General features: G+C 41.6%; 11 protein-coding genes. All 11 read right to left on the reverse strand.

Going from position 1 to position 13113, the window contains the following annotated elements; all coding sequences use genetic code 11:
• Nucleotides 1-2 precede the first annotated feature (2 nt).
• Complete coding sequence (gene buk, locus HPK16_RS03240) at nucleotides 3-1076, reverse strand: butyrate kinase (protein ID WP_181675576.1); 1074 nt, start codon at nucleotides 1074-1076, stop codon at nucleotides 3-5.
• A gap of 120 nt (nucleotides 1077-1196) precedes the next feature.
• The gene (locus HPK16_RS03245; RefSeq protein ID WP_181675577.1) at nucleotides 1197-2072 is read right to left on the reverse strand and encodes a phosphate acyltransferase; all 876 of its coding nucleotides are present in this window, start codon (nucleotides 2070-2072) and stop codon (nucleotides 1197-1199) included.
• Nucleotides 2073-2218: 146 nt separating this feature from the next.
• Nucleotides 2219-3916, reverse strand: coding sequence for a DNA repair protein RecN (recN, locus tag HPK16_RS03250; RefSeq protein WP_181675578.1), 1698 nt, complete (start codon nucleotides 3914-3916; stop codon nucleotides 2219-2221).
• 17 nt (nucleotides 3917-3933) lie between these two features.
• On the reverse strand, nucleotides 3934-4383 hold the full coding sequence (gene ahrC, locus HPK16_RS03255) for a transcriptional regulator AhrC/ArgR (RefSeq protein ID WP_036078600.1): 450 nt from the start codon (nucleotides 4381-4383) through the stop codon (nucleotides 3934-3936).
• Nucleotides 4384-4579: 196 nt separating this feature from the next.
• Entirely contained in the window at nucleotides 4580-5395 is an 816-nt protein-coding gene (locus HPK16_RS03260; protein WP_181675579.1) for a TlyA family RNA methyltransferase, read from the reverse strand.
• A 2-nt stretch (nucleotides 5396-5397) separates the two neighbouring features.
• Nucleotides 5398-7290: a 1-deoxy-D-xylulose-5-phosphate synthase gene (gene dxs, locus HPK16_RS03265; RefSeq protein ID WP_425487917.1), complete on the reverse strand. Its 1893-nt coding sequence runs from the start codon at nucleotides 7288-7290 to the stop codon at nucleotides 5398-5400.
• A gap of 212 nt (nucleotides 7291-7502) precedes the next feature.
• On the reverse strand, nucleotides 7503-9176 hold the full coding sequence (locus HPK16_RS03270) for an FAD-dependent oxidoreductase (RefSeq protein ID WP_181675581.1): 1674 nt from the start codon (nucleotides 9174-9176) through the stop codon (nucleotides 7503-7505).
• Between the two features lie 13 nt (nucleotides 9177-9189).
• Nucleotides 9190-10485, reverse strand: a complete 1296-nt coding sequence (locus HPK16_RS03275; protein WP_181675582.1) for an arsenic transporter — start codon at nucleotides 10483-10485, stop codon at nucleotides 9190-9192.
• A 159-nt stretch (nucleotides 10486-10644) separates the two neighbouring features.
• The gene (locus HPK16_RS03280; protein ID WP_181675583.1) at nucleotides 10645-11523 is read right to left on the reverse strand and encodes a polyprenyl synthetase family protein; all 879 of its coding nucleotides are present in this window, start codon (nucleotides 11521-11523) and stop codon (nucleotides 10645-10647) included.
• The gene (gene xseB / locus HPK16_RS03285; protein WP_036062363.1) at nucleotides 11523-11756 is read right to left on the reverse strand and encodes an exodeoxyribonuclease VII small subunit; all 234 of its coding nucleotides are present in this window, start codon (nucleotides 11754-11756) and stop codon (nucleotides 11523-11525) included. The genes HPK16_RS03280 and xseB overlap by 1 nt, the downstream gene beginning before the upstream one ends.
• 2 nt (nucleotides 11757-11758) lie before the next feature.
• Nucleotides 11759-13099 (reverse strand): exodeoxyribonuclease VII large subunit, encoded by a 1341-nt coding sequence (gene xseA / locus HPK16_RS03290; RefSeq protein ID WP_181675584.1) that lies wholly within the window; start codon nucleotides 13097-13099, stop codon nucleotides 11759-11761.
• Nucleotides 13100-13113 lie beyond the last annotated feature (14 nt).

The following is a 13113-nucleotide window of genomic DNA, read 5'->3' on the forward strand; positions in this document are numbered from 1 at the left end:
TTCTATTCCTCCCCTTGGTAAACTTTCGCTTCTTCTATTCCTTGTAAAATTCGCTGTGCTCCTTCGTTAAGCGCGGCCATCTCATCTTCGCCAGGCTCGGTCCTAATCGGTGCTATCCAGTGAATATATTGGCTGATTTCTTTCACAAACGCGGCACTTCTTGCTAGACCACCCGTCAAAATAATGGCGTCCATTTGTCCTTTTAGAACCGCGGCATTAGCGCCGATTTCTTTAGCGACTTGATACGCCATCGCTTCAAAAAGTTCCTGCGCTTCTTTATCTCCATCTAGTATTTGCCGCTCGATATCGCGTAAATCATTCGTCCCTTTGTAAGAAACGAGTCCGCCACGACCGACAATTTCGTTATGTAAAGCCTCTTTTGTGATTTCACCTGAAAAAGCCCAATCAAGAAAACTAGCCATTGGGAGTGAGCCAGAACGTTCTGGGCTCATTGGTCCATCGCCATCTAGCGCATTGTTGACATCGATTACGCGCCCCATTTTATGAGCACCCACAGAAATACCACCACCCAGATGTGCCACAATAAAGCTAGACTCCGCGTAAGCTTTACCAAGTTTATTCGCTACATTTCTGGCTACCGCTTTCTGATTCAATGCATGAAAAATACTTTGTCGCTCGATATGTGCGTTTCCAGAAATTCGTGCGACAGATTCTAATTCATCAACGACAACGGGATCCACAATATAAGCAGGAATAACGTAATCATCTGCTATTTTTCGTGCCAGTAGTCCACCTAAATTGGAAGCATGTTGTCCAGAAACACCAATTTCTAAATCTCGTTGCATTGCCTCGTTCACATCATATGTGCCACCAGCGATTGGTCGAAGTAAACCGCCACGCCCCACAACAGCTGCCAATTGCGTCAAGTCCGCCGTTGCAATCGCTTCTTTTACGAGCTGATAACGAAATTCGAATTGTGCCATCATATTTTCAAACGTTGCGATTGTCTCGCGCGGATGTGATATTTCTTCCGTCAAAATAACAGCATCGCCTTGGAATAAAGCGACCTTTGTCGATGTTGATCCTGGATTAATTGCTAAAACCAGAAATGCCATGTCCTTTTACCCCCATGTGAATTGATTTATCCTTCTCCGACCTATTGTAACATGCGCCCATCACAAACTGAAAAAGCTTTGCACCCCAACACTTGAAATCGTTTTATTCAAAGTTTTGTATCATTTTCCGATCATTCCAACTGTTAGTATTAATGAGGCAAGTTTGTTATCTGCCGAGTCGCTTCTAGAGGCGATAACAACAGGGACTTTCACACCAGCAATAATGCCGCCGACTCTAGCTCCTGCAAAGTAAACAAGGGATTTATATAGGATATTTCCAGCTTCAATCGAAGGGACAATCAAAATATCGGCATCACCAGCAACATCACTGACAATGTTTTTATGCAACGCGGCCGTTTTAGAAATCGCATTGTCAAACGCAAGCGGACCTTCCACAGATGCATCACTATCAGGAAATGCTTTGAAATACGCGGCAACTTGAGCGGCTTGGACAGAAGAATGCATTTTAGGATTTTCTTTCTCTACAGCGCTCAAAATCGCCACTTTCGGCTTCTCAATGCCTAGTTTGCGCGCTACTTCAATCGCATTGTGTGTGATTTGAATCTGTTCTTCCTCATTCGGCGCAATATTCATCGCGACATCAGAGACAATTAATGGCTTATCATACGCCGGAATTTCAAACACCGAAACATGCGATAACAACTCTTTAGCGCGTAGCTGATATTCGCGCTTTAAAATCGTTTTCAAAATGAGTCCAGTTGGTAGATTCCCTTTCATCAGGATATCAGCTTCCTTGTTAACTACGGCCTTGGCAGCTTTTTCTGCAGCTTCTTGCTCCGATGTCGTTGCGACAATTCGTACATTTGGTGATTCAGTTGGAATAGATTCTGCTTGTCCAAATAATAAAAAGTCAGCAATACCGAGTTCTAGCGCTTGCTCCACGACTTCTAAAATAACAGGATCATCCGCCCCAGCAATAGCAATGGTCACATTTCTGCGCGGTTTTACAGGATCAAATATTGATTTTTTTGTCATAAAAAGCCTCCAAATTTGAGATTTTCACAGAAAAAAACCTACATCTCAAATTAGTAGTTGTTTTTATGACCAGGTGATAAAAAATACTACCTCATCATTGTAAGCAAATTTCTTTTGAGATGCAAGCTATTTAATTCATTTTTAGGTTACGTTTGCTTTTGTGCTTTGATTTTCATCGCTTGCGTAAGCATTTCATTCGCGTGTTGTTTCGTCACATCCGTCACTTCAATTCCCGCAATCATGCGACTAATTTCCTCAATTTTTTCATCGCCAGAAAGTGACATAACAGAAGTCATCGTGCGGTTTTCCGTTGTTGCTTTAGAAATATAGAAATGATGATCGGCCATCGCAGCAACTTGCGGTAAATGAGAAATACAGAGTACTTGCGAACCAATGGCTACAGCGTAAATCTTCTCAGCAATCGCTTGTGCCACGCGTCCACTAACACCTGTATCAACCTCATCGAAAATAATCGATGTAATACCTTGATGCCTCGAAAAAATGGTTTTAAGTGCCAACATCATACGCGAAAGCTCACCGCCAGATGCAACTTTAGAAAGGGCTTTTAGCGGTTCACCTGGGTTGGTACTCATATAAAATGCGACTTTGTCAACACCGTTTTCTGTGAATTCATTGGTTTGCGTGGCGAAATTGACTTGGAAAATCGCTTTTTCCATATAGAGTTGATTCAGTTCATTTTTAATCTGCTTTCCGAGTTGTGTTGCTGCTTTTTGTCGAATTGCAGTTAGTTCAGATGCTAATTCACTTAAACGATTCTTCGCTTTCTCTAAATCTTGTTCGAGTTGACCAAGATGTGTTTCGCGATCCGATAATTCTAGAATTTCCTGGTCGATTTCTTCGTTATATTGAATAATCGCCTCAACCGTTTTGCCGTATTTTCGTTTCAATTGGCTTAATTCATTTAGCCGCGTTTCAATTGTATCCAGTTCATCTGGTTGGAATTCTAACTTATCAAGTTGTTGCCGAATTTGCATGGCGCTTTCTTCCAATAAATAAAAACTAGATGCGACAGATTCACTAAGCGCCTTGTATTCTGGCAAAATATCGCTAGCTGTTTCCACATGACGCATCGCCTCAGAGATGAATTCGAGACCTCGTTCTTCCCCTTGAAGCGCCGTATAGGCATTTTGCAGACTTTCGTTGATTTTCTCGAAATTTGCCAGAACGTGCTTTTGCTCAACTAAGCCTTCTTCTTCACCTAACCGCAGATTTGCGCTCGCAATTTCATCTTGTTGGAAACGAAGCATATCCAAACGTTGCGCAAGTTCTTGTTCGTTTTTTGTCCAATTGCGCCACTTTGTCTTCATTTCCGTATAAGCGGCATACTCAGTCTGATAACTCGCAAGTGTAGGTTCGATATCTTTCCAAGCAAACCGGTCTAAGAGCTGCAAATGAAACTCATCGTTCATCAATTCCTGATGCTCATGTTGACTATGAATATCAATAAGCCGCGACCCAATTTCGCGCAAAACGACTGTTGTTGCCAGTTTTCCGTTAATTCGGCACGTATTTTTGCCACTTTGAAATAGCATGCGTTCCAAAACAACCATACCATCACTTGCGTCGATTCCGTTGTTTTCTAGAGCTTCTAAGCAACCTTTATTTTGCCGATTAATCGTGAACAAGCCTTGAATTTCCAGCTTTTCTTCTCCATGTCTAATAAAATCAACAGAACCTCTACCACCAACAAGAAGACCAAGCGCATCAATAATAATCGATTTTCCAGCGCCGGTCTCCCCTGTCAGAACAGTCATACCTTCTTGAAAAGATAGATTTAAAGATTCGATGATAGCAAAATTTCTAATCGTTAGTTCTTGTAACAAATCTATTCACCTCAAATTTAGAGCATCTCAATAAAACGCTCGGCTAATACTTTCGCTTCGGCTTCACTTCTGCAAATAATTAAACACGTATCATCTCCGCACAAAGAGCCAACCTTTTCTTCCCAATTCAAATTATCAATCAAGGCTCCAATCGCATTTGCGTTACCAGGCATGACTTTTAAAATGAGCATAAATTGTACGGTTTCCACACTGATAAATGCGTCCACAAGGGATCGTTTCAACTTTTGATGTGGATTAAAACGATTATCAGCGGGTAGACTGTACTTGTAGTTTCCAGTTTGTGTCGGAACTTTCACCAGGTGCAATTCTTTAATATCGCGGGAAATCGTGGCTTGGGTGACTTTGACGTCTCTTTTTAGCAATAACTCAACAAGATCTTCTTGCGTTTCGATTTCATTGGATGTTACGAGTTCTCGAATAATAATATGACGATGACCTTTATTCATTATTTCTCACCTCACGAACTTTTTCTCTCTTACATCTTAGCCCAAAACGAGCGTAAAGTCACGGATTTAACTTGAAAAAAGTTTCTAAACAGTCGTATGCATGTGAAAAAGCTAAAATAAGGGCTGAAAATGCGCAAAAAGTGGCTTGAAATATAAAAAGTCGAGCTATCTGTAGAAGACAACTCGACATGTATAATTATTCTAATTTCGTATGAGCTTTTGTCACAATTTCCGCTAGTTCAGTCGCAGATAAATGATTTTCGCCTTTATTATCCCATTTTAGATGAGCGATAAATTCGATGTTACCTTCGCCGCCGGTAATCGGAGAAAAGTCCACAGCAAGGACAGAGTAGCCTTCCGCAATCGCAAAAGTTGTGATTTTCTCGATAACTTCTAGGTGAATTTTCGCATCACGGATAATTCCTTTTTTCCCGACTTGTTCTTTTCCAGCCTCGAATTGCGGCTTTATTAAACACATGACTTCCCCACCACTAACCAAAACGGTTTTCAGAACAGGTAAGATTAATTTTAGCGAGATAAAAGAAACATCAATCGTCGCAAAATCTGCTAAACCTTGTTCAAAATCAGCGGGCGTTACGTAACGGAAATTCGTGCGCTCCATGACTGTCACGCGCGGATCATTGCGCAGTTTCCATGCCAACTGATTATAGCCGACATCGAGCGCGTACGAATGCTTGGCGCCATTTTGAAGGGCACAGTCCGTAAATCCACCTGTCGAAGAACCAATATCTAGCAACAGCTTGTCTTTTACATCCAAATCAAATACTTGGAGCGCCTTCTCTAATTTCAGGCCGCCACGACTTACATATGGCATCACTTTTCCCTTCACCTGAAAAACGGCTTCCACAGGGAATTTTTCGCCGGGTTTATCAACGCGTTCTTCTTTTAAATACACTAAGCCAGCCATCACAGACCGTTTCGCTTTTTCGCGTGTTTCAAATAAGCCTTGTTCTACTAATAATACGTCTACACGTTCTTTTTTTATCGCCATCTCTACGCCCTTATCTGTTTTTCTGGTAATATTTTTTGAATCGTACTTAAAATACCAAGCGCTGAAATACCGTGCTCTGCCAATATCATATCGACCGAACCGTGGCTAATAAACGTGTCAGGAAGTCCAATTCGTCTGACAACCGCTTGATCATAGCCGTGTTCCTCAGCAAACTCGAGCACCGCCGTACCAAATCCGCCTTTTAAAAGGGATTCTTCGACCGTAATAATCGGAACGCCGCGTTTCATCAAATCATGCAACATCGCCTTATCTAGCGGCTTAATGAAGCGTGCATTGATAACACCAGCCTGAATACCTTGACGTTTCAATTCCATCGCCGCCTCGACAGCCATCGGGATCGTCGTCCCAAATGTCAAAATAGCTACATCGGCAGGCTCACTAAGCGCTTCCCACGAACCAATTGGAACAGCTTTCATCTCAGCGTCAATTTTCACGCCGATTCCATTTCCACGCGGATAGCGAATCGCAATCGGTCCAGCATCGTATTCATGCGCCGTTTTCACAAGATGCCGCGCTTCATTTTCATCCTTTGGCATCATAATCGTCATATTTGGAATCCCGCGTAAAAAGCCAATGTCAAAAATACCTTGATGCGTCTCACCATCGGCACCGACTAAGCCAGCGCGGTCAATCCCAATCATCACATTCAGTTCTTGCCGGCAAATATCATGTACCACTTGATCATACGCGCGCTGTAAAAACGTCGAATAGATCGCTAAAAACGGTTTCATGTCAAGTGCCGCAAGCCCCGCTGCCATTGTTGTTGCATGCTGTTCCGCAATCCCAACATCAAAAAAGCGATCAGGGAAAGCAGTAGCGAATTTCTCAAGTTTTGAACCAACAGGCATGGCAGGCGTAATCGCAACAACGCGTTCATCGCCCTGTGCCAGTTCCAATACCGCATCACTAATAACAGCACTCCATGCAGGGGGACCACCAACAGGCTTGATAAAATCACCGGTTTCGATTTTATAAGGACCAGTGCCGTGCCAGTTTCCAATACGATCAGATTCAGCAGGTTGATAGCCTTTTCCTTTCGTCGTCACCACATGCATCAGAACAGGCCCCTTCACTTTCTTAGCAAACTCCATGTTCGTAATCAGATCATTGTAATCGTGACCATTCACAGGGCCGAGATACGTATAACCCATCTCTTCAAAAAAAGTACCCTGCACAAGTAGATATTTAATACTATCTTTAATTCGTTCCGCAGCGCCAGCAATCTTATCACCAGCCGTCGGAATTTTTTTCATCGCCGCTTCGATATCCTTTTTCGCACGTTTAAATTTACCTGACGTACGCAGTTTACCAAGAACATTATGCATCGCTCCAACGTTCGGCGCAATCGACATGTTGTTATCATTTAAAACCACAATCACATTTTTCTTCATATCACCAATATGATTCAGTGCTTCAAGCGCCATACCGCCAGTCAATGCCCCGTCACCAATAATCGGCAAAACGTGATATTTCTGTTTGCGGATATCCCGTGCAATCGCCATTCCTGCTGCTGCTGACAACGAAGTAGAACTATGGCCAGTTTCCCAAACATCATGCTCTGACTCTTTGCGCTTCGGAAAACCGTCTAAACCATCATGCTGTCGTAATGTATCAAATCTATTTGCTCTACCAGTTAAAATCTTGTGTACGTAGGATTGGTGCCCGACATCCCATAAAAACTTATCTTCAGGGCTATCAAAACAATGGTGAAGTGCTACCGTCAGCTCAACAACACCAAGATTCGGTCCGATATGCCCGCCCGTTTTGGAAGTCGATTGAATCAGGAACTCGCGAATATCCGCACTGAGCGCTTCCATTTGCGCTACGTCCAAGTCTTTCACGAACGCAGGATCCGTAATTTTCAATAAATCCAAACAAAACAACTCACTTTCTAGGATTTCTCCATCAATATCGTTTGGTGCACGCCAATTCATGCTACCTTAAATGTTTCCATTGGTCTCATTATAAACCAGTTACGGGAAATTTACTATTAAATTGTTGGCTAACGTCGTATAAATTATGACTCTAAACAAAAAAGATGGTGGGTGCTAGGAGCTTGTCCTGACCCATCCATCGATAAAACCGCTTATTTTTCTTGCATTTCTAAATAAAGTTGGTAGTTTTTATTTCCACCAGATAAATTATAAACCGTAGTAAAACCATTATTTTTTAATATGTTCTGAGCAGCATTACCTGTCACACCTTTATTGCAGTATGTTACTGTAGGTAAAGTAGAATCAAGGCAATGGATACGTTCTCGAAGTTCCGCCAAAGGAATGTGGATCGCGCCTTTAACGGCAGATGCTTCAAACTGTTTTTTTGAGCGCGTATCAATAATCTGCAACATTTCCCCCGATTTTCGTCTTTTCTCTAACTCAGCAGGTGTGATTAGTGGATTATCGTGGATTGCATTATCTAACGCCATCCCAGTATATAAAATGGGATCTTTTGTCGTTGAGAATGGTGGCGCATAAGCCAAATCTAAATGAAATAAATCCGCAGCAGTAGCTTTAAAAGTAATTGCCGTAGCCAACACATCGATTCGTTTATCCACACCACTCGATCCTGTTATTTGGGCTCCAAGAATTCGCGCGGTTTTCTTATCAGCAATCGCTTTTATCGTTATTTCTTTACCGCCTAAATAATCAGCCTTATCAGGTTTAATATTGTATAATACTTCTATTTCGAATCCAGCTTCGCGCGCTTCTTGCTCATTCAATCCCGTATAAGCAACCGTCATATCAAAAATCCGCACAATGCCCGTACCAAGAATCCCCCGATACGTCAAAGTACCACCTGTTAAAGCATCACCTGAAATCCGCCCCATCTTGTTTGCTGTAGAACCCAATGGTCGATATAAAGGCTGACCAGTAATCAATGAGTAGCTTTCTGCAACATCCCCTACGGCTGAAATAGTTGGTATGTTCGTTCGCATTGTCTTATCCACTGAAATAGCCCCTGTTTGCCCGATAGAAATACTTGTACCATCTAATATGTCGGTACTCGGCGCAACACCAGTAGCTAAAATAATCATATCTGTATCGTATTTATTTCCATGGCTATCTAGAATTGATAAAACACTGTTATCTTCGTCTAAATAATCCACTTCTTCAACAGTTGTATTTAACTTAACCTGAACGTTTTGTTTTTCGAGCTCTTTTTGAACACGAAAAGCCATATCTTGATCAAGGTGTTTCATCACTTGATTACCGCGTTGCATCACCGTAACAGCTATACCTATTTGTTTTAGTTGCTCCGCCATCTCCATACCGATAAAACCTGCACCAACAATCAATGCTTTTCTTGGCTTTTTCTGACGTATAAATTGGTCTATATTAGCTGCATCTTGTATATTTCTAACATGGAAGACATTTTGAGCGTGTGGATAGGCTGTGAAAGTGTCTGGTATAATAGGTTTCGCCCCCGTTGCAATCACTAATTCATCATAGGAGTCTTCGAATATTACACCTGTTCTAAGATTCAAAACGTCGATTGTTTGCTTCTCGGGATGAATTTTTAAAACGTGATGTTCTGTATGAATGGTCACGTTATATCTTTTTTGAAACCATGCGGCATTTCTAGGGGTTAGCGTGTCAATCGATGAGACTTCGCGCCCGATAAAATAAGGGATACCGCAGACAGAATACGATATATCCATCCCCTTATCATAGACAACAATCGCTTCTTTTTCCGTATTTCTTCTAGCTTTTGCGGCGACGCTTGTTCCTGCAGCCACCGAACCGATAATAATGATTTTCATACAACTACCTCCATTAATTCCAAATAAGTAATGATATATATAAACCAATGAGTGTTACAAATAGGACTGGAAGCGTAATAACAATACCAATTTTAAAATAGGTACCCCAGCTTATTTTCATATTTTTTTGAGCTAATACGTGCAGCCATAGAAGTGTCGCTAAAGAACCAATCGGCGTTATTTTTGGACCTAAGTCAGAACCTATCACATTCGCATAAATGAGCGCTTGTTTTATGATGCCTGTAAATGGCGTGTGATCGATGGCTAACGCGTTTATCATCACAGTTGGCATATTATTCATAATAGAAGATAGGAAAGCGGCGATGAATCCCATCCCGATGGTTCCAGCAAACAAGCCATAATGAGCCACATGCTCAACTACATTGGCTAACAACTTCGTAATACCCGCGTTTTGTAAACCATAGACAACCACATACATGCCAATAGAGAAAAATACAATATTCCAAGGCGCCCCTTTTAAAATGGCTTTGCTGCGGACCGCTTTACTCCTTTTAGCAAGTAATAAAAAGATGAAGGCAACAGTCAGCGCGATAAATGAAACGGGAATCTCTAACAAGCTACTTGAAAAATAGCCTACTAAAAGAATCGCGAGCACATACCATGAAATATGGAACATTCTAACATCTTTTATCGCAGTAGCTGGCGCGGTAAGATCTGCAGTACTGTACTTTTTGGGCAAGGCTTTTCGGAAATAAATATACAGAATAGAAATGCTTGCAATAAGAGAAAATAAATTAGGAATCCACATAACCAAAGCATAGCGTGAGAATGTAATCCCGAAAAAGTCAGCTGAGACAATATTCACCAAATTACTCACGACCAATGGCAAAGAGGTTGTATCCGCGATAAATCCACTTGCAATAATAAACGGAAAAACCTTCTTCTCATCAAATTTAAGCGCACGAACCATCGCCAATACAATAGGCGTCAAAATAAGTGCCGCACCGTCGTTGGCAAAAAAAGCAGCGACAAGCGCTCCTAAAATGGATATAAGAACGAACATAAGTATGCCATTCCCCTTAGCCAACCGTGCCATATGTAGTGCCGCCCATTCGAAAAAACCAATTTCATCTAGGACTAGCGAAATGATAATGATGGCAATAAAGGCTAATGTAGCATTCCAAACAATTCCAGTCACTGTCACAATATCCGTTAACGTTACAACACCTAAAAGCAATGCAATAATAGCTCCACCACATGCAGACCAGCCGATTGATAAATTTTTAGGCTGCCAAATGACAAAAATAAGTGTTAAGGTGAAGACTAATATAGCTAATGTTATTTGCATAATATACCTCCTTTTTAGAAATCATTAATAGCTTTGAAAAACTGGGCGTTGTCTATATCATTCACACCTATATATAGATATCAGTCTATGTAGAGGCGTGAATGATAAACATTCTAAACGCCGCGCAGGTACATTTAGAATGTTTATCATTTCTACTGACTAGAAATCACGTAAAGCAATCAAATCCGTCAATCCTAACAAATACGTAGCATCAATATCTAGCATTCCTAGCGCATGTTTTGCGGCAGTGGTATGCTCTGTCAAGGCTTGTTTCGCGCCTTCTAAAGACAATAATGCAGGATACGTGCTTTTCTGTAAATCAAAATCAGCACCCGTTTTTTTGCCCATTTTGACCGCATCACCAATCACATCTAAAATATCATCACAGATTTGAAAGGCAATGCCTATATGCTCTGAAAATTTCATCAGCGTTTCCTGCTCCGCTTTCGTTGCATCTGCAATAATAGCGCCACTTAGTACAGAAGCCGTTAACAAAGCGCCCGTTTTACGCTGGTGAATCGATTCCAGTTCTTCAAGCGTTAACGTTTTATTTTCGCCAAGAATATCCGCCTGTTGACCGCCTACCATACCAGCTACACCAGCATTTTTTGCAAAAAGTTGTACGAGTTCGATTTTTGTCGTAGCGGGTAAATTAATATCATTTGCGATGATTTCAAAGGCTTTTGTGAGTAGTGCATCTCCAGCCAAAATTGCTGTAGCATCGCCGTACACCTTATGGTTGGTCAGTTTTCCTCGTCTGTAGTCATCATTATCCATCGCCGGTAAGTCGTCATGAATCAAGCTATATGTATGAATCATTTCCATCGCGGCAGCTGTTTCATAGCCCAGTTTAGGATCTTTTCCATAAGCAATCAGAGTCGCTAGCACAAGGAGTGGTCGAATACGTTTTCCACCAGCTTCCAGCGAGTACATCATCGACTGCTCTAGTTTTTGATCAGAACTAGTTGCACTAATAGTTCGCTTCATGCACGCTTCTATTTCTTGCTTATAGTGTTCCATAAATTGCTCAAATGTCATTATTTCTTACCTTCTTCTGCCTGAAATGGTTCTTCCTCATCTGATTCAGTAACCACTTTCGCTAATTTATCTTCCGCCGCAGCTAGTTTTTCTTGGCATAATTTTGTCAATTCAATACCACGTTGGTACATCTCCAGAGAATCTTCTAAGGAAACATTGCCTTCTTCTAACATTTGAACGATACCTTCAAGTTCCTTCATCGCTTCTTCATAACTAATTTTTTTCGTTGCCATAATTAGTTGCCCTCCTTTTCTGTGATTTTTGCCCGAATTTTTCCATCTGCCATTGTCACTTTAATTTCATCGCCAACTTCCAGATTCGTGCTCGATGATAGGATTTCATTCTCCTTATAAACAACGCTATAACCTCGCTGTAGCAAACCAAGTGGGCTCAAATGTTCTAGGGCTTCTATTTTTTGCAAGAAATCTCGTCGCTTTGTTGTGACAAGATGACTCATTTGTTGATTCAAGTCTTTGCTAACATTCGCCAACATCTGCTTTTGTTGCACTATTTCACGATCTAATCCAGTGTGCGACAAACGAAAGGATAGCCGTTCAAACGCATGTTGATTCAGGATGAGGTGTTGCTTTAATCCGCGCGCTAGACGTTCGATAAAATAGTCCGTACGTTCTTGATACTGCTCTATTTGGCGCTTAGGTCCATGCATAAATAAACGTTCTTGTTGCCTAGACACGTGTTGTTTAGAAACATCTACTCGTTGTTTCATTGCCTGAATCAGACGAAAACGACGTTCTGCTATGCGTTCTAATAGATCTCGATAATCCGGAACGGCCAATTCTGCAGCGGCTGTTGGTGTTGCTGCCCGAACATCTGCTACATAATCCGTCAATGTTGTATCTGTCTCATGCCCCACCGCAGAAATAATTGGGATAGCAGAATCAGCCACAGCCCGCACCACAATTTCCTCGTTAAACGCCCATAAATCCTCAATAGAACCGCCACCACGACCAATAATTAAAACATCAATATCATTCCGAAAATTGGCTCGTTCAATATTCCGAACAATATTTGGAGCAGCCGTATCCCCTTGCACAATCGTTGGGAATAGCAAAATTTCGGTCGAAGGCATGCGTCGTTTCATCGTCGTTATCATATCCCGAATTGCGGCACCTGTTTTCGACGTAATTATTCCTACTTTTGCAGGAAAAGAAGGAAGCGCCTGTTTGCGATTTTGCGCAAAAAGCCCCTCCTTGTCCAATTGTTTCTTTAATTGCTCTAGCTTAATGTAGAGGCTACCAATCCCGTCAGGCTCCATCCATTCTGCATACAGTTGATAGCGTCCGCCTTTACTAAAGGCACTCACGCGACCAGTCAACATGATCTGCATGCCATCCTCCGGTTTAAAACCAAGTTTAGCAGCCGATTTTTGGAACATAACGCAACGAAGCTCAGCACCTTCATCTTTCAGCGTAAAATACATATGACCACTGACAGGCTGTTTAAAATTCGAAATTTCCCCTTTTACATAGACATTTTTCAAATAAGGATCGACTTCAAATTTCTTCTCAATATATTTAGTTAGCGCCTCAACACTGAGGTATTTGTCTTGCTCCATCACCACACAACCTA

Source organism: Paenilisteria rustica (genome assembly GCF_013820765.1).
In the GTDB taxonomy this organism is placed as follows: domain Bacteria; phylum Bacillota; class Bacilli; order Lactobacillales; family Listeriaceae; genus Listeria_A; species Listeria_A rustica.

What these genes read in the sequence shown, in the direction of transcription:
- buk (WP_181675576.1), bottom strand. Translation starts at nt 1,076, where the DNA reads ATGGCATTTCTGGTTTTAGCAATTAATCCAGGATCAACATCGACAAAG.
- xseA (WP_181675584.1), bottom strand. Translation starts at nt 13,099, where the DNA reads ATGGAGCAAGACAAATACCTCAGTGTTGAGGCGCTAACTAAATATATT.
- xseB (WP_036062363.1), bottom strand. Translation starts at nt 11,756, where the DNA reads ATGGCAACGAAAAAAATTAGTTATGAAGAAGCGATGAAGGAACTTGAA.
- HPK16_RS03275 (WP_181675582.1), bottom strand. Translation starts at nt 10,485, where the DNA reads ATGCAAATAACATTAGCTATATTAGTCTTCACCTTAACACTTATTTTT.
- HPK16_RS03245 (WP_181675577.1), bottom strand. Translation starts at nt 2,072, where the DNA reads ATGACAAAAAAATCAATATTTGATCCTGTAAAACCGCGCAGAAATGTG.
- HPK16_RS03280 (WP_181675583.1), bottom strand. Translation starts at nt 11,523, where the DNA reads ATGACATTTGAGCAATTTATGGAACACTATAAGCAAGAAATAGAAGCG.
- ahrC (WP_036078600.1), bottom strand. Translation starts at nt 4,383, where the DNA reads ATGAATAAAGGTCATCGTCATATTATTATTCGAGAACTCGTAACATCC.
- HPK16_RS03260 (WP_181675579.1), bottom strand. Translation starts at nt 5,395, where the DNA reads ATGGCGATAAAAAAAGAACGTGTAGACGTATTATTAGTAGAACAAGGC.
- HPK16_RS03270 (WP_181675581.1), bottom strand. Translation starts at nt 9,176, where the DNA reads ATGAAAATCATTATTATCGGTTCGGTGGCTGCAGGAACAAGCGTCGCC.